This window comes from Pseudomonas tehranensis (assembly GCF_014268615.1).
Lineage (GTDB): Bacteria > Pseudomonadota > Gammaproteobacteria > Pseudomonadales > Pseudomonadaceae > Aquipseudomonas > Aquipseudomonas tehranensis.
In genome coordinates this window covers 67,777-89,637 of the sequence record NZ_JABWQV010000002.1, presented here as the reverse complement: position 1 = coordinate 89,637, position 21,861 = coordinate 67,777, and the positions used below count along the sequence as shown (strand labels likewise).

Below are 21,861 nucleotides of genomic sequence, written 5' to 3'. Positions count from 1 at the left end.
CGAAGCGTAGCCCTGATCAAGGTGATGTCATGACCACTCGCACCGAGGCCGTGAAAGCCTACCTGCTCGACCTGCAAGACCGCATCTGTGCGGCCCTGGAAACCGAAGACGGCGGCACTCGTTTCGTCGAAGATGCCTGGACCCGACCCGCCGGTGGTGGCGGTCGCACGCGAGTGATTGAAAACGGCACAGTGATTGAAAAGGGCGGCGTCAACTTTTCCCACGTCTTCGGCAGCGGTCTCCCACCCTCGGCCAGCGCCCATCGGCCGGAACTGGCCGGGCGCGGCTTCGAAGCGTTGGGCGTGTCGCTGGTAATCCACCCGCACAATCCCCACGTACCCACCTCCCACGCCAACGTGCGGTTTTTCATCGCGGAAAAGGAAGGTGAAGAACCGGTCTGGTGGTTCGGCGGCGGCTTCGACCTGACACCGTACTACGGCGTGGCAGAAGACTGCGTGCATTGGCACCGCGTTGCCGAGCAGGCCTGTGCCCCGTTCGGTCCTGACGTGTATTCGCGCTACAAAGCCTGGTGCGACAGCTATTTCCATATCAAGCATCGCAACGAGCCCCGGGGGATCGGCGGCCTGTTTTTCGATGACCTGAACGAGTGGGATTTCGACACCAGCTTCGCTTTCATGCGCGCCATCGGCGACGCCTACATCGAGGCTTACCTGCCTATCGTGCGCCGCCGCAAGCACGACCCGTTCACGGCCAAACAAAGGGAGTTCCAGGAGTTTCGCCGCGGACGCTACGTGGAGTTCAACCTGGTCTACGACCGCGGCACCCTGTTCGGGCTGCAATCGGGCGGGCGTACCGAGTCGATCCTGATGTCCCTGCCGCCGCAAGTGCGCTGGGGCTATGACTGGAAAGCCGAACCGGGCAGCGAAGAGGCGCGGCTGACCGAGTACTTCCTGCAGGATCGCGATTGGCTGGCGACGGCCTGAACGGAGAACTCCATGGATCGCTACGTTGTAATGGGCAACCCGATCGGCCACAGCAAATCGCCGCTGATCCACCGTCTCTTCGCCGAGCAGACCGGGCAAGCGCTGGACTACAGCACGCTGCTCGCGCCCTTGGACGATTTCGCCGGCTGCGCGCGGGAATTCTTCCGCGAGGGTCGTGGGGCGAATGTCACCGTGCCGTTCAAGGAAGACGCCTTTCGCTTGGCCGACAGCCTGACCGAGCGAGCCCAGCGGGCCGGGGCGGTGAACACGCTGAGCAAGCTGGCCGACGGCCGCCTGTTGGGTGACAACACCGACGGTGCCGGGCTGGTACGGGACCTGACCGTCAACGCCGGTTTGAACCTCAAAGGCAAACGCATCCTCTTGCTGGGCGCCGGCGGTGCCGTGCGCGGCGCCTTGGAACCACTGCTGGCCGAAGCGCCGGCCTCGGTGATCATCGCCAACCGCACGGTGGAAAAAGCTGAATTGCTGGCCGAGTTGTTCGCGGACCTGGGCCCGGTCTCGGCCAGCGGTTTCGACTGGCTGCAAGAGCCGGTGGACCTGATTATCAACGCCACTTCGGCAAGCCTATCCGGGGATGTGCCGCCGATCGCCGCAAGCTTGATCGAACCCGGCATGACGTTCTGCTACGACATGATGTATGGCAAGGAGCCGACGTCATTCTGCCGTTGGGCCAGCGAACAGGGTGCGGCGGTGGCGATGGATGGCTTGGGCATGCTGGCCGAGCAGGCGGGCGAAGCGTTCTACCTGTGGCGCGGGGTACGCCCGGACACCGCGCCGGTACTGGCCGAGCTGCGCCGCCAGCTCGCACTTTAAGCGGTTGTGGGAGCAAAGCTTGCTCGCGATGAATTCGGCGCGGTCTCTGGAAAAGCCGTGGTGCCTGCATCGCGAGCAAGCTTTGCTCCCACATAAACCCTCGCCACAAATTGCATTCATCTGAAGCTTTTCAGTCCTCGAAAAGAATCGGGCAGTGCTCCGGCCCCTCCAGCTTCTTCAACTCCTCCACCACATGCGGCCTGGCCTTGCGCAACGTCAGGCTACGCCCCTGGCCCCGCAGGCGCCGGGCTTCCTGGTGGAGCATTTCCACCCCGGAATAATCAATGAAGTTGATCTGCTGCGCATCGATCACCACCCGTTGTGCCTGCAACCGTTGCAGGCGCACTTGCAGGTAGTGGCTGGCACCGAAAAAGATCGAGCCGCCCACCCGCAGGATGTCGGCTTCGCCCTCGTGGGAATGTTGCACCCTCGGCTGCGAGGTGCGCTTGAGGTAGAAAAACAGCGACGCCAGCACACCGGCGTAGATTGCGGTTTGCAGCTCCAGCAGCAGCGTGGCCAGGCAGGTCAGGCTCATCACCACGAATTCGGCGCGGCTCACGCGGTACAGCGACCGGACACCGCGATAGTCCACCAGACCCCAGGCAATCAGCAGAATGCTGCCGGCCATGGCCGGTATCGGAATGTGGGAAATCAGCTTCGCACCGGTTACCGCAAACAAGGCCACCCAGAGCGCCGAGAACACCCCGGCCAGGGGTGAACAGGCGCCCGCCTCATAACTGAGGCCGGAACGGGTAAAGGAACCCGCTGACAAGGACCCGGAAAAGAACCCTCCCACGATATTGGAAAGCCCCTGCGCCCTGACCTCCTGGTTCGCATCCAGCAGTTGCCCGGAGCGTACCGATAACGAACGGGCGATGGACAGGCTGGTCACCAACCCGAGCATGCCCACCGCCACGGCGCCGGGCAGCAGGCGCAGAATCAGATCCAGGTCCAGCGGCAGCGCAGAGAACGGCGGCAGGCGCCCGGCAAAGGCGCTGACCAACGCGACATGCCCGAACATCCCTGGCCAGAGCCAGACCACCAGGCTGCTGATGATTAAAGTTATCAACAGGCTCGGCCAGCGCGGCAGCAGCCGTTTGAGCAGCACCCCCAGCACCAGCGTTCCCAGACCCAGGAATAACGAAGGTTTATCCACAGCCTCGATGTGGCTGATCAACATCAACAGCCCCTTCAACGCCGTGGCTTCGTTGGGCAGATCAAGACCGAGCAGATTGGGCAATTGCCCCAGGGCGATCACCACCGCCGCCCCCAGGGTGAAACCCAATACCACCGAGTGCGAGACGAAATTCACCAGCGCGCCGAAACGCAACAGCCCCAGCAGCCACTGGAAAACACCCGCCAGCACCGTCAGCAACAGGATCAAGGTGACGTAGTCCTGGCTGGCCGGCATGGCCAGGGGACTGACGCTGGCATACAGGACAATGGAAATCGCCGCAGTAGGGCCGCAGATCAGGTGCCACGACGATCCCCACAGGCAGGCGATCAGCACCGGCACAATCGCCGCATACAAGCCGTACTCTGGCGGTAATCCGGCGATCAGGGCGTAGGCAATGGACTGTGGCAACGCGAGAATCGCACCGCTCAGACCGACGATCAGGTCACGGCCGACACTGGCGCGGGTCTGCCGCGGCAGCCAGCTCAGGAACGGAAAGAGTGAATGGCGGGTGGGAAATGCCATGGGGCCTCAAAGACTGGGTTTGGCGCAAGAGTATCAGGGCTAGGCACCGTTCTCCCTATGGTGAGGGGATTTATGTGGGAGCAAAGCTTGCTCGCGAAATAGGCACCTCGGTCTCTGAAGGACCGAGTCGTCTTCATCGCGGGCAAGCCTTGCTCCCACATGGATTTCCTCGCGACAGTGCTCCCACGCAAGGCAGCGGGGCTGTCAGAGCTTGGCCTTCACCGCCGCCAACGCATCCTTGCCATCCAGGGTCTTCACGCCGTCCAGCCATTTATCCAGCACCGCCGGGTTGGCTTTGATCCAGGCCTTGGCCGCGTCGGCGTTGCTGACTTTGTTGTTCACCACCTCGGCCATGATGCTGTTTTCCATTTCCTGGGTGAAGCTCAGGTTGGTCAACAGCTTGCCGACGTTCGGGCAGGCCTGTGCATAACCCTTGCGCGTCAGGGTATAAACGCTGCCGGTATCACCGAAATACTTCTCGCCGCCCTTGAGGTAGTGCATTTTCAGCTGCACGTTCATAGGGTGTGGCGTCCAGCCAAGGAAGGTCACGAACTTCTGTTTCTTCACGGCCCGGGCAACTTCCGCGAGCATGGCCTGCTCGCTCGATTCCACCAGTTTCCACTCGCCCATGCCGAAATCATTGGTCTTGATGATTTCCTTCAGGGACAGATTGGCCGGGGCACCTGAACCGATGCCGTAGATCTTCTTGTCGAACTTGTCGGCGAATTTGTTCAGGTCGGCAAAGTTATGCACACCCGCGTCCCAGACATAGTCCGGGACCGCCAGGGTGAATTCGGTGCCGTCCAGGTTCTTCGCCAGTTGGGTGACATCGCCATTGGCCACGAACTTGTCGTAGAACCCTTGCTGCGCCGGCATCCAGTTACCCAGAAACACATCAACCTGGCCGTCCTTGAGGCCGCCGAAGGTGATCGGCACCGCGAGGGTGTCGACCTTGGCCTTGTAGCCCATGCCATCCAGAAGGAAGCCGGTGATGGCATTGGTCGCAGCGATGTCACTCCAGCCCGGGTCGGCCATTTTCACCGTCTCGCAGCTTTGCTCGGCCCACGCCGAACTGCTAAGCGCCAACAGCCCAGCGGTCAGTACTGTGGATAACTTTTGCATGTGCTTCCCCTTACGTTATTGGTTTTGGCAGGGTTGTGGATAACGGGCCTTGCGTTCCAGATCGTCGAGGTCGATGTGGTTACGCATGTACTGCTGGCTGGCGTCCACCAGCGGCTGGTGATCCCAGCTCTTGAGTTTGCCCAGGGTCAACGCGTGGGCGACAAAACGCCGGCGGCGTTGACTGGCGAGGACCTGTTGATGAATGACCGGGATATCCCATTTGGCTCGCGCCTCGGTGAGAAAGTCGGCGTAGAGGGACTGATGCTCAGCCGATTGGCTGAGGTCCTCCAGTTCTTTGGGGTCATTGCGCACATCGAACAGCAGGCACGGATCGTCTTCGCTGTAGATGAATTTCCATGGACCACGACGGATCATCATCAACGGACTGATGGTGCCTTCGGCCATGTATTCACCAAAAACCTCGTCATGACCGCCCTGCCTCTGCAGATGGGGCACCAGCGAGCGGCCATCCAGTGGCAGTCCGGGCTCCAACGTGCCACCGGCCAACTCCACCAGGGTCGGCAGCAAGTCAGCAGTGGACACCGCCGCCCCGACCCGACCGCTGGCGAATTGGCCCGGTGCGCTGATCAACAGGGGCACACGCGCGGCCATCTCGAACCAGTGCATTTTGTACCAGAGCCCTTTTTCACCGAGCATGTCTCCATGATCGCCGGAGAACACGATGATCGTGTCGTCCATCAATCCGGTGTCTTCCAGGGTTTGCAGTAACTTGCCGACGTTGCTGTCAATGTAGCTGCACGCACCGAAGTACGCGCGGCGGGCATCACGGATCTTATCCACAGGCAGCGGCTTGTCCCACAGGTCATACACTTTCAACAGGCGCTGGGAATGCGGGTCCAGTTCCGTTTGCCCCGGGGTTTGCGGCAACGGGATATCCTTGTCGTCATACATATCCCAAAAGGTCTTGGGAATGGTGTACGGGTCGTGTGGGTGGGTCATGGACACCGTCAGGCAAAACGGCTGGTCGCCATCCTCCCGGATGTGATCGAACAGATACTGCTGGGCCTTGAATACCACTTCTTCATCAAAATCCAACTGGTTGGTGCGCACGCACGGCCCGGCTTGCAACACCGAAGACATATTGTGATACCAGCTTGGCCGCACGTCGGGCTCGTCCCAGTTCACAGCCCAGCCGTAATCGGCCGGGTAAATGTCACTGGTCAGGCGTTCTTCATAGCCATGCAACTGGTCCGGCCCGCAAAAGTGCATCTTGCCGGACAGCGCCGTGCGGTAACCCAGGCGCCGCAGATAGTGGGCGTAGGTCGGCACGTCCGCAGGAAAATCCGCCGCGTTATCGTAGGCGCCGATCTTGCTGGGCAACTGGCCGCTCACCAGGGTAAAGCGTGACGGTGCACAGAGCGGGCTGTTGCAATACGCGGCGTCGAACACCACGCCCTGCTCGGCCAGGCGCGACAGGTTCGGCAGCTTGATCGGCGAAGGACCGTAGATCGGCAACATTGGCGCGGCCATTTGATCGGCCATGATGAAAAGAATGTTCTTGCGCTTCATGTATTCGCGGCATTCCATAGTAAACAGTTATGCGACATTGCTGCGTTTGAGCATGTAACTCCCGTCTTTATGGGTAAAGCCCATGTAAGGCAATGACTAGGATAAGCACAGCTTATGTATGAAGCCTTGGGCAACCTGTCCCTGGATCTGTTCCGCGCCTTTGAAGCCGCAGCCCGCCACCGCAGTTTCACGGCGGCGGCGATCGAGCTGGGCACCACGCAACCGGCCATCAGCCAACAGATCAAGCGCCTGGAAGAACAACTGGGTACGCGGTTGTTCGATCGCATCTACCGCGGCATCGAACTGACCGAGGCCGGGACAATCCTGTTCGAGCAGGTGCAGGCGGGTTTGCAGAATATCGACGCAGGATTGAGCGCAATCACCGCCCAAGACCAGCATGAAGTCCTGCAAGTCGCCACGGACTTCGCCTTTGCCGCCTATTGGCTGATGCCCCGCTTGCATCGGTTTCACGCGGCCAACCCGCAGGTGGACGTCAGCCTGGTGACCAGCGAACGCAACCACAACATGCTGCGCACGGATATCGACGTTGCGGTGCTGTTTGGCGACGGTCGCTTCAAACAAGGCGAAAGTCGCTGGCTTTTCAGCGAAGAAGTCTTTCCGGTGTGTAGCCCGCTGTTGCTCAAAGAACGCGCCCTGCCCTTGTCGGCTCAAGCCTTGTCGGAATTCCCGCTGCTGCATTTGCGCGGGGAAAACAGTAGCCACTGGTTCGACTGGAGTGGCGTTTTCCGTGAACTGGGCATTACCTCGCCCCCGGCGCCCGGGCAATTGCGCTTCGACAACTACACCTTGTTGATCCAGGCGGCGATTGGCGGTCAGGGCGTTGCCATCGGCTGGCGATACCTTGTGGATAACTTATTGGCCCAAGGGCTTCTGTGCCGACCGCTCGCTGAAACGGTCCTGTCACGATCAGGGTATTACGTGGTCTTGCCCCAGCGTAAACGGCGCGGGGTGCTGATCAGGCAGTTTGTGGACTGGTTGATGGAGGAGCAGGCCAACAGCGCCGAATCGCTAACGGGTTTGGCATTACCTTCCATTGCGGTTTGAACAGATCGCAGCCCTCGGCAGCGCCTACAGGGCGGCGACAAAACTGACATGCTGGCCCACATGCAGATTCAAGCGCAGCTCATCGGCAATGCCTACGGCAACACGACCAAGCCGCTCCAGTGATTCGGCCATGCCGGGTTCCAGGCTCGTGCTGACCTGGCTGAAGTGCTCGATGCTCAAGCCGGGCGTTGCGTAGGGTGAGTTAATCAGGGTCCATTGCAACGTGCTGTTGTTCAGGGCGTCGAGGACCTCTTCGGCGGCATGGCGCTGCAATACGTCGTCCGCCTGCTCCTCGTCGAGGACGGCGAAATCCCCCACCAGAAACAGCCGGGAAACACTCGCCGCCTCCATCCCGGCGATCAACGCATCCACGGCCAACACCTGCTCCACGGGACCAGGAATAAGTGTGCGCTCCACGTGCTCGCTGTTCATCGGCAACCCCGGGGCGTTCAACAGACACACCACGGCATTGGCGCCGGCAACGCTTTGCTTGACCCGCTGGGGATCGTAGAGGTCACCGGTCTTGGTCCGCAGGCCGGGGCGCGGCGCCAAGGCCGTAAGGTCGTCGAGAACAGCGATGACTTCGTGCTGGCGCCGCAGCATTTCAGCCATCAACGCCCCGCCGAGGCTACTCATGGCGCCATAGAGCACCACTTTGGTGACCGGGGTTTCGGCATTTTTCATGGCTGTTTTTCCTTTTTTGTCCTGCGTGTAAAGGCTCTGACCCGCGGGAGACGGCCTCGGTTCGGCCAGTTTTCGAGGAGCGGCACATGCATCGGATCAAGGGCTACCGCGACCATGCGATCTGGATGGGCGCGGCGCGCCGTTGGATCCTTCGGTGTTTTGACTTATCGGTGGAGCACAGATTGTGTATGGGAGCAAAGCCTTGCTCCCATACAAAAACACCATTGCCTGCAACGAAAGGTAGTTGAAAGCTTGCGCGATTAGGATCGCCCCACTACCGGCAACAGACCGGTCGGCCAGAAGCGAGTTTCGAATGCTCGCCAGGCCCTTTTAACAACAACAATGGTGATTCTGATGTCCGCTGCTACCCGTCCCGTCGCGTCAACTCCCTCCGTCCGTCCCGTGCTCTGCATCCTGCGCTGACCTGTCCGGTTCGCCTTTGCCCGTCGCGCCACGCCTGGAGTATTTCCTATGCTGACTTTCCTTGGCTTTGCCATGGTCATCACGTTCATGTTCCTGATCATGACCAAGCGCCTGTCCGCGCTGATTGCCCTGATCATCATCCCGATCCTGTTCGCCCTGTTCGGTGGCTTTGCTCCCAAGATCGGTCCGATGATGCTCGAAGGCATCACCAAGCTTGCCCCGACCGGGGTGATGCTGATGTTCGCAATTCTTTATTTTGCCCTGATGATCGACTCCGGCCTGTTCGACCCGGCCGTGCGCAAGATCCTCAAGCTGGTCAAGGGCGACCCGTTGAAAGTTTCGGTCGGCACCGCCGTTCTGGCGCTCGTCGTTTCCCTTGATGGTGACGGCGCGACCACTTATATGATCTGCGTGGCCGCCATGCTGCCGCTCTACAGCCGCATCGGCATGAGCCCACGGATCATGGCCGGCTTGATCATTCTTGCCGGTGGCGTGATGAACATGACGCCCTGGGGCGGCCCGACTGCCCGTGCGGCCAGTGCGCTGCATGTCGATCCGTCCGACATTTTCGTGCCGATGATTCCTGCGATGCTGGCCGGTGTTGCGGCGATCCTGGCGATTTCCTATATGTACGGTAAACGCGAGCGTGCCCGTCTGGGTGAATTGCACCTGGCCGGTGATGACATCGACCACAGCGAAATCAGCGTTTCCCAATTCCCGGACGCCCGTCGTCCGAAGCTGATCTGGTTCAACGGTGCGTTGACCCTGGCGCTGATGTGCACCCTGATCGCTGGCCTGTTGCCGCTGCCTGTGCTGTTCATGGTGGCGTTCAGTATCGCGATGATCGTCAACTACCCTTGCCTGCAGCAGCAGAAAGACCGTGTTGCAGCGCATGCCGGTAGCGTACTGGCGGTGGTCGGCTTGATTTTCGCGGCGGGTATCTTCACCGGTATCCTGTCCGGCACCGGCATGGTCGACGCCATGTCCAAGAGCCTGCTGGCGGTGATCCCTGACTTCCTCGGCCCTTACCTGGCGGTGATCACCGCGTTGGTGAGCATGCCGTTCACCTTCTTCATGTCGAACGATGCATTTTATTATGGGGTGTTACCGGTCATGGCCGAAGCGGCCAGTCATTACGGCATCACGGCCGTTGAAATGGCCCGCGCTTCGATCGTTGGTCAGCCCGTCCACTTGCTCAGCCCGCTGGTTCCGTCGACTTACCTGCTGGTGGCCCTGGCCGGGATCGAGTTTGGTGACCATCAACGTTTCACCTTGAAGTGGGCAGTATTGGTTTGCCTGTGCATAATGTTTGCCGCCTTGCTGATGGGGATTTTTCCGCTGTTCAGCACTCTATAAAAGCAATGCCCGCTGCGTCGGCCCTTTCGATCATCGAAGGTGCGGCGCGGCCCAACACTCGCTAAAGGAACTCACATGGAATGGCTGACCAACCCGGAAATCTGGGTTGCCTTCTTTACCCTGACCGCCCTGGAAATTGTCCTGGGCATCGATAACATCATCATGATCTCGATCCTGGTCAGCCGCATGCCCAAGCATATGCAGGCACGCACCCGGATCTTCGGTCTGGCCCTGGCCATGATCACGCGGATCCTGTTGCTGCTGTCCATTACCTGGGTCATGCGCCTGACCGCCGACCTGTTCGAAGTGTTCGGCCAGGGCATTTCCGGGCGGGACCTGATCCTGTTCTTCGGTGGCCTGTTCCTGCTGTGGAAAAGCTCCCAGGAGATGTACCACGCGCTGGAAGGCGAAGACGAAACCGGCGAGACGCCTACGGGCAAGGGCGGCAACTTCATCTACACCATCGTCCAGATCGCGATCATCGACATCGTGTTCTCCCTGGACTCGGTCATCACCGCCGTGGGCATGGTCTCCCATGTACCCGTGATGGTCGCGGCAATCGTCGTGGCGGTGCTGGTGATGATGCTGGCAGCGGGCACCATCAGTGAGTTCATCGACAAGCACCCATCGCTGAAGATGCTGGCGTTGTCGTTCCTGCTGGTGGTGGGCACCGTGCTGATCGCCGAATCGTTCGACGTGCACGTACCAAAAGGCTACGTCTACTTCGCCATGGCCTTCTCCCTCGCGGTCGAAGCGTTCAACATCAAGATGCGCACCGCCATGGCGCGCAAGCGCAAACAGCAAGATCCGGTGAAACTGCGCAAGGATATGCCGGGTCAGTAATGACGTTGGGCATTTGAACGAAGGGGCTCATTGGAGCCCCTTTTTTCATGCCGGTATGAAAGTGGCCTGGTGCATGACCTGTGGGAGCGGGCTTGCTCGCGAAGAGGCCAGAGCAGTCAATCCTGTGTCGCCTGACAGAATGCATTCGCGAGCGAGCCCGCTCCCACAGGTCCGCGTTTGCCTGATCGATATAGGAGTCTTCAAGTTCGTCGGGGTATTTTTTATGACAGTTTTGTTTCAATCGATTCTTTAGCTATGCAATGCTGGCGCTCGAACCGTTGGCCAACTACAGCTTAAGTACAACGAAAAAAAATGTGGCACCGTCAATTGGTCCCTTTGGGACGCTAACAGGGGGCTTCTCATGCTGACCCTGCTGAACTTGCTCTCCGCCGTGGCCCTGCTGATCTGGGGCACACACATCGTCCGTACCGGCATTCTGCGGGTCTATGGCACCAACCTGCGCCATGTCATTGGCCAGAACATGTCCAGGCGCTGGCTGGCGTTCGTCGCAGGCATCATGGTCACCGCCATGGTCCAGAGCAGCAATGCCACGGCCATGCTCGTCACTTCGTTCGTCGGCCAGGGCCTGATGGCACTGACCCCTGCCCTGGCGACCATGCTCGGCGCCGATGTCGGCACGGCCCTGATGGCGCGGGTACTGACTCTGGACCTGTCCTGGTTATCGCCGCTGCTGATTTTCCTCGGGGTGATCTTTTTCCTGTCGCGCAAACAGACCCGCCTGGGGCAAATGGGCCGGGTCGGCATCGGCTTGGGCTTGATCATCCTGGCGCTGCAATTGATTGTCGAAGCCGCCGCGCCCATCACCCAGGCCCAGGGTGTGAAAGTTATCTTTGCCTCGCTGACCGGCGACATCCTGCTCGATGCGCTGGTGGGTGCGCTGTTCGCGATGATCTCCTATTCCAGCCTCGCCGCCGTGCTGCTGACCGCGACACTGGCCGGCGCCGCGGTGATCAGTCTGCCGGTGGCCATCGGCCTGGTGATCGGCGCCAACATCGGCAGCGGCGTGCTGGCCTTTCTCAGCACCAGCATGCAGAACGCCGCCGGCCGCCAGGTGGCGCTGGGCAGCCTGCTGTACAAGCTGATCGGCCTGTTGTTGATCATTCCCGTGCTCGATCCGCTGGTGGGCTGGCTGGACGGCCTGGATTTCAGCCACCAGGAAACGGTGATCGGATTTCACCTGCTCTACAACACCGTGCGCTGCCTGGTGCTGCTGCCCAGCGTCGGGCCGATGGCCAGGCTGTGTGCGTGGCTGCTGCCGGAGCGTCCTGACACCAACGGCACGGCCAAGCCCCGCCACCTGGACCTCACCGCCCTCGCCACGCCGAGCCTGGCCCTGGCGAACGCCGCCCGGGAAACCCTGCGCATCGGCGACCTGATCGAAACCATGCTCGAAGCCATGCTCGACGTACTGCGCGGTGGGCAGACCGCAGTCACCCAACAAGTACGGAGCATGAGCGATGACGTCGAGGCCCTGTGCAGCGCCATCAAGCTGTATATGGCCCAAATGCCCCGTGAGGACCTCAGCGAACAGGACAGCCGCCGATGGGCGGAAATCATTGAGCTGGCGATCAACCTGAAGCTGGCCAGCGACCTCATCGAACGCATGTTGCGCAAGGTCCAGCAACAGAAAACCGCGCAACGTCGGTCCTTTTCCGAGGTTGGCCTGGAAGAGTTGGCGACGCTGCACAGCCAGTTGATCGCCAATCTGCGGCTGGGATTGTCGGTGTTCCTCAGTGCCGACCCGGAGAGCGCCCGTCAGCTGTTGCGTGAGAAACGTCGCTTTCGAGCGCAGGAAAGACGACTGGCCCACGCACACGTCAGCCGTCTACAGCGAAAAATCGTACAAAGCATCGAGACCAGTTCCCTGCACCTTGAACTGATCGCCGACATGAAACGCCTCAACTCGCTGTTCTGCGGCAGCGCCTACGTGGTGCTGGGGACTTCCGAGACCGGTGCGCTCGCGGCTGATGAAATTTCCGACGTCACCCATTCGCCTTGAACGACTGGCGCATTGCTCAGTCAGTAAGATTGGCCTGGGCTTAAACCATTCGCACGCAAGCCGGCCCCACGTCGCCATGGAAATCCATTGGGTTCGAGGTGGGGCGCGAAGTTGCCTGCGATGACGGCCTGCCCGGCACATGGACCTCCAATCAGCCGCCAGGAAGCTCGCTATGCGTTGTCTGTTGCTCGCCGTTCTTTTGCTCGGTTCACTGCCGGTGGTCGCGCTGGATCGATTCCAGGTCGAGGGGTATGTGCTGCCCAACGGTATGCAACTGCTGCTCAAGCCGGGCAGCGAGCGCGGGCATGTGGCGATCCGGCTGGTGGTGGGCGTGGGGCTGGACGACTTCAGCTGCGCCGACAAGGAACTGCCCCACCTGCTTGAGCATTTGCTGTTCAGCGGTGTCGATGCTGGCGGCGAAGGCGGGCTGGAAGAGCGCATGCAGGCGCTGGGCGGCGAGTGGAATGCCTTCACGAGCAACGCCGACACGACGTTCGTCATCGAGGCACCGGCGCGCAATCAACGCAAGGTCCTGGACCTGTTGATAGCACTGCTGACCCGCACCCGCATCGACGACAACGCCCTGCAGGCGGCCAAACGTGTCGTGGAACGCGAGGATGGCGGCCACTACACCCATCTGCAACGCTGGCTCGATCATCAGGACCTGGGCCACAAGGCAGGCAATCAACTGGCAGTGGAATTGGGATTGCGCTGTGCGGAGCGCGCCGAGGTCGGGCACCTCACCCTTGCCAGGATCGAACAGGCACGCAAGGCGTGGTATGCACCGAACAACATGACGCTGATCGTGGTCGGCGACCTGGACCGGTTGCTACCGGCCTATCTGGAACGGACCTTCGGCGAACTGGAACCGGTCGAGCCCAGCGCTCACGCAGCGTTACCGCAGATCCGCTACAGCGCGGTCACCAAGCGCAACCTGACGCGTGGCCTGGTGGGCAATAGCGCCAAGCTTCATTGGCTGTTTCCGGAACCGGTGCTCGAACAACAGCACGACGAAACCTTCGACCTGCTCAAGGACTATCTGGACTGGGCGCTCTATCGCCAGCTGCGCCTGGCCCGCAGCCTGTCCTACGGGCCGTGGGTGGAGCGCGAGGTGTTTGGCGGCGTTGGCTTCTTCAGCCTGAACGCGGACCTGGCCCGCGATGACCTGCCCCAGGCCGAGCAGGCGCTGGAGCAAATGCGCACCGCGTTGCTCAAGGATGGCCTGGACCCAGAGAGTTTCGTGCGCATCAAACGCGCCGCCATCGCCCATCAGTCCTGGGCGGTTCAAGGCAACAGCGCACTGGCCGATTACTATTGGGGTGCCCTTGGCGATTACGACGACGGCCGCTTCACCAATCCAGCCGTGCGCCTTCAGGCGGTGAGCCTGGAGCAGGCCAACCAGGCTCTGCGCGAACTGCTCAAGGACCCGGGATACCTGCGTATCGAGAAACCATTGCTCGGCGACGATGAGCTGGTTTGGGGGGTGAGCGGTCTGCTGGGGTTGTTGCTGCTCGGCTTGGTGACATGGCAGGTACGCCGACGACGTAGGAACTGAGTGGGAGCTGAGTAGGAGCTGACGAGTGCAACGAGGCTGCGATCTTTCCCCTGGCAATTGAATCGCAAGCGAAAGATCAAAGATCAAAAGATCGCAGCCTTCGGCAGCTCCTACAGGCCTCACCACAAGAGCGCTCGTCACATCGATGTCCTGGCGATACTCTGTCAGGGATATTTCCTACGACTCACTGTGAACTGCCGAATGCCGAACCTGACTCATTACATCCAGCGCCTTCTCGAATTGATGAAGCGCTATCCAGGGGTCATCGCACTCGGTGGTTTCATCTCTGGAGTCGGCAGTTTCATGCTGGTGGACCGCCAGCAGGGTCTTGCGACCTGGATCACCATCATCATGCTGGTGAGCTGGCTCTGGCTGATGCTGGAGAACAGCCTGACCCGGCTTTTTACCCGCATCTTCAAACGGGAAATCCCGCAGCCGCTGTTGCGTTACGCCACGCAGATGATTCACCAGGAAAGCCTGTTTTTCGTCCTGCCGTTCTTTTTCATCACCACCACCTGGAACAGCAGCCAAGTGATTTTCACCGGTCTGCTGGCGGCCTCGGCACTGATCTCGATCATTGATCCGCTGTATTACAAATGGCTGGCGCCCCGGCGCTGGGCGTTCCTGGCGCTGCACACCCTGACGTTGTTTGCCGCCCTGCTCACCGCGCTGCCCATCATCCTGCACCTGACCACCGACCAGAGCTTCAAGCTGGCGCTGGGCATTGCCATGCTGTTGTCGTTCCCCAGCCTGGCTTCGATCTTTCCGATCCGCACCGTGCGCAACGCCCTGGCGATTCTGTGCATTACGGTGGGGATCGGCGCCGCCGGGTGGGTGCTGCGCTCCTGGGTGCCGCCGGCAACCTTGTGGATGACCGAGGTGGCAATCAGCACCCAGCTGGAAGACCGCACGCCGGGCGCCAGCCTGAAGGAAGTCAGCGCTGACCAGATCCGCGGCAACGGTCTGTATGCCTACACCGCTATCAACGCGCCCCGGGGCCTTGATGAGCGGATTTATCACGTCTGGCAATTCAACGGCAAAGAAGTGGACCGCATCGCCCTGGACATTCATGGCGGGCGCAAGGAAGGCTATCGCGCCTGGACCCACAAGCAGAACTTCCCGGAAAACCCCACGGGTAAATGGCAGGTGCGGGTGTTGACGGAAAATGGCCAGGTGATTGGTGTCTTGCGCTTCAAGGTCAGCGGTGCAATCGAGCCTGGGGCAAAATAATGCCGGTCGTGCTATTAGCTAGTACTTTTCGAGCCGAACGAGCATGGCGCTTATGACCCCTGGCACTCTGGCTGGCAGTGCCCGACTGGATCGCTCTCACTCCCCGGCGCAGCTATGGATCAGCGGGGACTGGACACTGGCTCACTACACGCAGCTCAAGCGTTTGAGCGACTCGCTGCGCGGCCAGTACGACGACAACACCCTGATCGACCTCAATGGCTTGGGTGCCCTCGACACCGCCGGCGCCTCGTTGCTGGTGGAACTGCTGGGCGCCGAGCGGCTGGGCAAGACCGCCGAGCACCGCGACTGCACTTTGTCGTCCGCCGATCGGGCACTGTTGCAGACCGTCTATTGCTCGCTGACCGACTTCTGCGTGCCGGTCAAAGAGCCGACGGTGAGTGTCGTGACCCAGTTGTTGACACGCATCGGTCGAGCCGTGGACAAGGTCTGGCAAGATACCCTGCAATTGCTCGGCTTTGTCGGCTTGATCCTTGAAACGCTGGCCCGGGGCCTGTTTCGCCCGAAACGCTGGCGCATTACCCCGATGGTGGTTCATATCGAACAGACGGGGCTGGACGCGGCCCCTATCGTCGCCCTGCTGACTTTTCTGGTGGGCGCGGTGGTGGCGTTTCTCGGGGCGACGGTGCTGGCCGATTTCGGCGCCAGTATTTTCACCGTAGACCTGGTGGCGTTCTCGTTTCTGCGCGAATTCGGGGTGTTGTTGACTGCGATTCTCATGGCAGGTCGCACCGCCAGCGCCTTCACCGCCCAGATCGGCTCGATGAAGGCCAACGAAGAAATCGACGCGATTCGTACCCTGGGCCTCGATCCCATCGAGTTGCTGGTGGTGCCGCGAGTGCTGGCCCTGTTGGTGGCGCTGCCGATGCTGACCTTTGTGGCCATGCTCTCGGGCATTGTCGGCGGCGGTGTGGTGTGTGCCCTGTCGCTGGATATTTCTCCGGCGATGTTCCTGACGCTGTTGCAGTCGGACATCGGCGTCCAGCATTTCGTAGTGGGAATGGTCAAGGCGCCGATCTTTGCCTTCCTGATTGCTGCGGTGGGATGCCTGGAAGGCTTCAAAGTCAGCGGCAGCGCCGAGTCTGTCGGGGCTCACACCACCTCGAGCGTGGTGCAGTCGATTTTTGTGGTGATCGTGCTCGACGCAGTGGCCGCGCTGTTTTTCATGGAGATGCAATGGTGAGTCGACCTTCCAGGCCGCCCACCGAGGCGGTGATACAGGTACGTGGCTTGTGCAATCGCTTTGGCCGGCAGAGCGTGCACGAAAACCTCGACCTGGACGTCTACAAGGGCGAGATCCTCGCCGTGGTCGGCGGTTCCGGTAGTGGCAAATCGGTGCTATTGCGCAGCATTGTCGGCTTGAACCGGCCCAGTGAAGGCACCGTGCGAGTGTTCGGCCAGGACCTGCCGAGCCTGCCCCAGGCCCAGCGTTCGCGAGTGGAACGTCGCTTTGGGGTGCTGTTTCAAAAAGGCGCGCTGTTTTCTTCGCTGACCGTGACAGAGAATGTCGCCCTGCCCCTGATCGAACACGCCGGGCTCAGCCGCGCCGATGCCGAGCATCTGGCGGCGGTGAAACTGGCATTGGCCGGGCTGCCGCTATCGGCAGCGGACAAATACCCCGCCTCGCTGTCCGGCGGCATGATAAAGCGTGCAGCCTTGGCCCGGGCGCTGGCCCTGGACCCGGACATTCTGTTTCTCGACGAACCCACCGCCGGCCTCGACCCCATCGGCGCGGCAGCGTTCGACCAATTGATCCTGACGCTTCGCGACGCCTTGGGCTTGAGCGTATTTTTGGTCACCCATGACCTGGACACGCTCTACACCATCACCGACCGGGTGGCGGTGCTGGCCCAGAAAAAAGTGCTGGTGGCCGACGTCATCGACAAAGTGTCGGAAACCGACGATGCGTGGATTCATGAATACTTCCACGGCCCTCGCGGCCGCGCGGCCTTGACGGCCGCGACACAATTGAACGAGGTCTGACATGGAAACCCGAGCCCATCATGTATTGATCGGCCTGTTCACCGTGATCGTGGTGGTCGGGGCCCTGCTGTTTGGGTTGTGGCTGGCCAAGTCCAGCGTGGACAGCGAGTTCAAGGATTACGAAGTGGTGTTCAACGAAGCGGTCAGTGGCTTGTCCAGAGGCAGCGCGGTGGAGTACAGCGGCATCAAGGTCGGGGACGTGGTCAATCTGCGCCTGGACCCCAACGACCCGCGCCGGGTACTGGCGCGGGTCCGGTTGAGTGCTGAAACACCGGTCAAGCAGGACACCCAGGCCAAACTGGCACTGACCGGCATCACCGGCACCTCGATTATCCAGCTCAGTGGCGGCACCCCCAACAGCCCGCCACTGACCGGGCCCGAGGGCGAGCCGCCAGTGATTGTCGCAGCGCCCTCGCCCATCGCCCGCCTGCTGAACAACAGCGATGACCTGATGACCAGTATCAACCTGCTGCTGCATAACGCCAACGAGGTGTTTTCCTCGGACAATGTCCAGCGGCTGGGCAAGACCCTTGAACACTTGGAGCAAACCACCGGGGTCATCGCCGATCAACGCGGCGATATTCGCCAGGCCATGCAGCAACTGGCCGCTGTCGGCAAACAGGCCAGCGCCACACTGGAGCAGACGACGGCATTGATGCGCAGCGCCAACGGCCTGCTCAACGATCAGGGCAAGGGGGTCATGAGCAGCGCAGACCAGGCCATGCAATCGCTGGCCCGCAGTACCGCGACCCTCGATAAACTGCTCAACGACAATCGCGACGCGCTGAACAATGGCATGCAGGGGCTCAATGCCCTGTCGCCGGCCGTGCGGGAACTGCGCGACACCCTGAGCGCACTGCGGGGTATTTCCCGGCGCCTGGATGCCAACCCCAGCGGCTATTTGCTGGGCAGTGACAAGAACAAGGAATTCACGCCATGAAGCCGTTTGACCGGTTCGTCCGCCCTATCCTCTTGCTGGCAGGATGTGTCCTGGTTGGCGGTTGCTCGATTCTGCCCCAGGCCGAGCCTTCGGACATCTATCGCTTACCCGCCACTCAGGCGCCCGTCGCCCCGGGCACCCCTGCAAAATGGTCATTGCGCTTGGCCAGCCCGCAGGCCAGCGAAGTGCTCAACAGCCCTAAAATAGCGGTCATTCCCCACGGCAATCTGTTGAGCAGCTACGCCGCCTCCCGCTGGAGCGACCCGGCACCGGTGTTGCTGCGCAATCGCTTGCTCGATGGTTTCGCCCAGGATGGACGTGTCGGGCTATTGAGTGTCGCCGACAGCAACCTGCAAACGGATCTGGAGTTGGGTGGCCAATTGCAGGCCTTCCAGACCGAATATCAAGGTGCAGAGGCCAGCGTGGTGATTCGCTTGGACGCATTGCTGGTGCGGGGGTTTGACCAACGCATCCTTGCCAGTCGTCGTTTTGAAGTCCGCCAACCGTTGAGCGACGTGCAAGTGCCAGCCGTGGTGCAAGGTTTCGGCCAGGCCAGCGATCGACTGACGGCCGAGGTTGTGAACTGGACGGTGGAACAAGGCCAGCGCCTGGCGCTGCCGGCACACCCCTAAAGGCCCGGCATGGCCATCCGAGCCTGTGGCAAGGGGATTGGGCTCAACCAAAGAACCAGTAGCAAACGCCTATCGCCGCCACGACTCCGCTGAACTCGGCCAGCAGCGCGCAGCCCACCGCATGCCGCGCCCGCTGGATACCGACGGCGCCGAAGTACACCGCCAGCACATAGAAGGTGGTCTCGGTGCTGCCCTGAATGGTCGCGGCCACCAGCGCGGGGAAGCTGTCCACGCCGGACGTCTGCATGGTTTCGATCAACATCGCTCGGGCGGCGCTGCCGGAGAATGGCTTGACCATGGCAGTCGGCAAGGCGTCGACGAAACGGGTATCCCAGCCGGCCCACTGCACCAGGTGCCGGATCCCGTCCAGACCGAAGTCCAGCGCGCCCGAGGCCCGCAGCACGCCAACGGCGCATAACATGGCCACCAAGTACGGCAGCAACGTCTTGGCGACATCAAAGCCCTCCTTGGCGCCCTCAACGAAGGCTTCATAAACCTTGACCTTGCGCAGCGCACCCACCACCAGAAACATCATGATCAAGCCGAACAGCGTCAGGTTGCCGAGGACCGAAGACAGCCCGGCCAGCGCCGTAGCTGAGAGCGTCGCCAGCAGCGCCATGAAACCGCCCAGTACCAACGCACCCGGAACCAGATAAGCCAGCACTACCGGGTCCCACAGGCGCAGGCGCTGCATGAAGGCCACCGACAGCAGCCCCACCAGGGTGGAGGCGCTGGTGGCGAGCAGGATCGGCAGGAACACCAAGGTCGGGTCCGGCGCCCCTTGCTGGGCGCGATACATGAAAATAGTCACCGGCAACAGCGTCAGCGATGAGGCGTTGAGCACCAGGAACAGGATTTGTGCATTGCTGGCGATGGTCGGGCTGGGGTTCAAGTCCTGCAGGGCCCGCATGGCCTTCAGGCCGATCGGGGTCGCCGCGTTATCCAGCCCCAGGCCGTTGGCCGCGAAGTTGAGGGTAATCAGGCCAATCGCCGGATGGCCCGCTGGCACTTCCGGCATCAGCCGCAAAAACAAAGGCCCGAGCGCCTTGGCCAGCCAGTCGACAATACCGGCCTTTTCGGCGATGCGCAGAAACCCCAGCCACAGGGTCAAGGTGCCGAACAGCAGGACCATCACCTCCACCGACAGCTTGGCCATGGCGAAAATGCTTTCCACCATGGCGGCGAAGATCCCGGCGTTACCGCCGATCAGCCACTGCGCCAGCGCCGACACGGCTGCCACGATAAAGAAGCCAAGCCACAGGCCATTGAGCATCGGTTAAGTCCCCCGGAAGATGCCGCGAATGATAGCGGGGCTGGCAGAAACGACAAACCCCGGATTTCTCCGGGGTTTGTTTGTTGCTTCAGGGGATCACAAAGATCCTTGTGGGAGCCGAGCTTGCTCGCGATGGCGGAGTGTCAGCCAACACCCATGCTGACTGCTCCAACGCCATCGCGAGCAGCTCAGCTCCCACAGGGGTCATGTGTGTCAGCGACTGGAAACTTCTCCCATTGGCAACGGCTCTTTGCTGCGCCAGTGGGGCAGGGAATTCCAGTAGCGCTGGCCCTTGGCATCGTCGTACATGCCTTCCCAGCGGGAAATGACCAGCACGGCCAGGGCATTGCCGATCACGTTCAGCGCGGTGCGGGCCATGTCCATGATGCGGTCGACACCGGCAATGAATGCCAGACCTTCCAGCGGAATACCGACACTGCCGAGGGTCGCCAACAGCACCACGAAAGATACACCCGGTACACCGGCGATGCCTTTGGAGGTCACCATCAAGGTCAGCACCAACAGCAATTGCTGGCTGATGGACAGATCAATGCCGTACAACTGGGCGATGAAAATCGCCGCGATGCTCTGGTAAAGGGTCGAACCGTCGAGGTTGAACGAATAACCGGTCGGCACCACGAAACTGCAAATCGCCTTCGGCGCGCCGTAGGCTTCCATCTTCTCGATCACCCGTGGCAACACGGTTTCAGAGCTGGCGGTGGAGTAGGCCAGCACCAGCTCATCCTTGAAGATGCGCATCAGTTTGATCACGGAGAAGCCGAACAGGCGTGCAATCAGACCCAGCACCATAAAGGCGAAGAAGGCGATGGCGACGTAAACCAGGATCACCAGCTTCGCCAATGGCAAGAGCGAAGCGAAGCCGAAGTTGGCAACCGTTACTGCAATCAGGGCGAACACGCCAATCGGGGCGTATTGCATGATCATGTGGGTGACCTTGAACATGCTTTCCGACACGCCCTGGAACATCTTCACCAGGGGGTCGCGCAGCTCCGATTGCAGGCTGGACAGACCCAGGCCGAACAATACGGAGAAGAAAATGATCGGTAGCATCTCGCCACGAGCAACCGCCGCGAAGATGTTCGACGGGATCAGATTGAGGATGGTCTGGATGAGCGCATGTTCATGCTGCACCTCGGCGGCCGTGGCCTGGTACTTGGAAATATCCACCGTACCCAAAGTGCTCATGTCGATGCCGCTGCCCGGCTGGAAGAAATTGGCCAACAGCAAGCCGACGACAATGGCGATAGTGGTGACGATTTCGAAGTAGAGGATGGTCTTGAGGCCGATACGCCCGAGTTTCTTGGCGTCACCGACCCCGGCAATACCGACGATCAGCGAGGAAATCACAATCGGGATGACGATCATCTTGATCAGACGAATAAAGATATCGCCTGCCGGTTGCAGCACGTTGCTGATCCACCAGGCCTTCTCGGCACTGAAATGGTTGAGCAACGCGCCAATTGCAATCCCGAGCACCAGACCGATGAGGATCTGCCAGGCGAGGCTTAGTCTTGCCTTCTTCATATCTTTACCCTTACTTCAGTTGGACTCGGGCAACTGCCACAAACTGAACCACCCGATGGCGATACGAATGCGTGCCGCTGCCCCCAGATAAGGTCACCCCGAGTACGCGCCACAGGCGCACTGGCAGGCGAAAAAAGGCGCAACTATTGCGATGCGAAGGTGGGG

General features: G+C 60.9%; 18 protein-coding genes. 12 read left to right on the top strand and 6 right to left on the bottom strand.

Annotated features, from left to right (window positions below):
• Window positions 1–29 precede the first annotated feature (29 nt).
• Complete coding sequence (gene hemF / locus HU811_RS01570) at window positions 30–944, top strand: oxygen-dependent coproporphyrinogen oxidase (protein WP_092399727.1); 915 nt, start codon at window positions 30–32, stop codon at window positions 942–944.
• A gap of 12 nt (window positions 945–956) precedes the next feature.
• Window positions 957–1,778 (top strand): shikimate dehydrogenase, encoded by an 822-nt coding sequence (gene aroE, locus HU811_RS01565; RefSeq protein ID WP_092399725.1) that lies wholly within the window; start codon window positions 957–959, stop codon window positions 1,776–1,778.
• 130 nt (window positions 1,779–1,908) lie between these two features.
• On the opposite strand, the gene HU811_RS01560 is transcribed toward aroE, so the two are convergent.
• The 3 genes from HU811_RS01560 to betC all read right to left on the bottom strand — a co-directional run bounded on the left by HU811_RS01560 (window position 1,909) and on the right by betC (window position 6,129).
• The gene (locus HU811_RS01560) at window positions 1,909–3,477 is read right to left on the bottom strand and encodes a SulP family inorganic anion transporter (RefSeq protein ID WP_186653453.1); all 1,569 of its coding nucleotides are present in this window, start codon (window positions 3,475–3,477) and stop codon (window positions 1,909–1,911) included.
• Between the two features lie 204 nt (window positions 3,478–3,681).
• Entirely contained in the window at window positions 3,682–4,599 is a 918-nt protein-coding gene (gene choX, locus HU811_RS01555) for a choline ABC transporter substrate-binding protein (protein WP_186653451.1), read from the bottom strand.
• A 15-nt stretch (window positions 4,600–4,614) separates the two neighbouring features.
• Entirely contained in the window at window positions 4,615–6,129 is a 1,515-nt protein-coding gene (gene betC, locus HU811_RS01550) for a choline-sulfatase (RefSeq protein WP_186653450.1), read from the bottom strand.
• Between the two features lie 114 nt (window positions 6,130–6,243).
• On the opposite strand from betC, the gene HU811_RS01545 reads away from it, so the two are divergent.
• On the top strand, window positions 6,244–7,194 hold the full coding sequence (locus HU811_RS01545; protein ID WP_186653449.1) for a choline sulfate utilization transcriptional regulator: 951 nt from the start codon (window positions 6,244–6,246) through the stop codon (window positions 7,192–7,194).
• Window positions 7,195–7,218: 24 nt separating this feature from the next.
• Here HU811_RS01545 and HU811_RS01540 read toward each other — a convergent pair whose 3' ends face one another.
• Window positions 7,219–7,878, bottom strand: coding sequence for an NAD(P)-dependent oxidoreductase (locus HU811_RS01540; protein WP_186653448.1), 660 nt, complete (start codon window positions 7,876–7,878; stop codon window positions 7,219–7,221).
• 471 nt (window positions 7,879–8,349) lie between these two features.
• Here HU811_RS01540 and HU811_RS01535 point away from each other — a divergent pair, with 471 nt between their 5' ends.
• The 9 genes from HU811_RS01535 to HU811_RS01495 all read left to right on the top strand — a co-directional run bounded on the left by HU811_RS01535 (window position 8,350) and on the right by HU811_RS01495 (window position 18,878).
• Window positions 8,350–9,657 (top strand): CitMHS family transporter, encoded by a 1,308-nt coding sequence (locus HU811_RS01535; RefSeq protein WP_186653447.1) that lies wholly within the window; start codon window positions 8,350–8,352, stop codon window positions 9,655–9,657.
• 75 nt (window positions 9,658–9,732) lie between these two features.
• Entirely contained in the window at window positions 9,733–10,500 is a 768-nt protein-coding gene (locus tag HU811_RS01530; RefSeq protein ID WP_092399711.1) for a TerC family protein, read from the top strand.
• Between the two features lie 361 nt (window positions 10,501–10,861).
• Window positions 10,862–12,520 (top strand): Na/Pi cotransporter family protein, encoded by a 1,659-nt coding sequence (locus HU811_RS01525; protein ID WP_092399709.1) that lies wholly within the window; start codon window positions 10,862–10,864, stop codon window positions 12,518–12,520.
• A gap of 172 nt (window positions 12,521–12,692) precedes the next feature.
• Window positions 12,693–14,075, top strand: coding sequence for a M16 family metallopeptidase (locus tag HU811_RS01520; protein ID WP_186653445.1), 1,383 nt, complete (start codon window positions 12,693–12,695; stop codon window positions 14,073–14,075).
• A gap of 201 nt (window positions 14,076–14,276) precedes the next feature.
• Window positions 14,277–15,305, top strand: a complete 1,029-nt coding sequence (locus HU811_RS01515; protein ID WP_186653444.1) for a DUF5924 family protein — start codon at window positions 14,277–14,279, stop codon at window positions 15,303–15,305.
• A gap of 52 nt (window positions 15,306–15,357) precedes the next feature.
• The gene (locus HU811_RS01510) at window positions 15,358–16,506 is read left to right on the top strand and encodes an ABC transporter permease (protein WP_047229800.1); all 1,149 of its coding nucleotides are present in this window, start codon (window positions 15,358–15,360) and stop codon (window positions 16,504–16,506) included.
• Window positions 16,500–17,306, top strand: coding sequence for an ABC transporter ATP-binding protein (locus tag HU811_RS01505; RefSeq protein ID WP_177193361.1), 807 nt, complete (start codon window positions 16,500–16,502; stop codon window positions 17,304–17,306). Before HU811_RS01510 ends, HU811_RS01505 begins: the two co-directional genes overlap by 7 nt.
• Before the next feature lies 1 nt (window position 17,307).
• Window positions 17,308–18,246, top strand: a complete 939-nt coding sequence (locus HU811_RS01500; RefSeq protein ID WP_186653443.1) for an MlaD family protein — start codon at window positions 17,308–17,310, stop codon at window positions 18,244–18,246.
• Window positions 18,243–18,878, top strand: a complete 636-nt coding sequence (locus HU811_RS01495) for an ABC-type transport auxiliary lipoprotein family protein (RefSeq protein WP_186653442.1) — start codon at window positions 18,243–18,245, stop codon at window positions 18,876–18,878. The genes HU811_RS01500 and HU811_RS01495 overlap by 4 nt, the downstream gene beginning before the upstream one ends.
• Before the next feature lie 43 nt (window positions 18,879–18,921).
• Here HU811_RS01495 and HU811_RS01490 read toward each other — a convergent pair whose 3' ends face one another.
• Both HU811_RS01490 and gltP read right to left on the bottom strand, forming a co-directional pair.
• Window positions 18,922–20,151, bottom strand: a complete 1,230-nt coding sequence (locus tag HU811_RS01490) for a nucleoside recognition domain-containing protein (RefSeq protein WP_186653440.1) — start codon at window positions 20,149–20,151, stop codon at window positions 18,922–18,924.
• A 213-nt stretch (window positions 20,152–20,364) separates the two neighbouring features.
• Window positions 20,365–21,696, bottom strand: a complete 1,332-nt coding sequence (gltP, locus tag HU811_RS01485) for a glutamate/aspartate:proton symporter GltP (RefSeq protein ID WP_186653438.1) — start codon at window positions 21,694–21,696, stop codon at window positions 20,365–20,367.
• Window positions 21,697–21,861 lie beyond the last annotated feature (165 nt).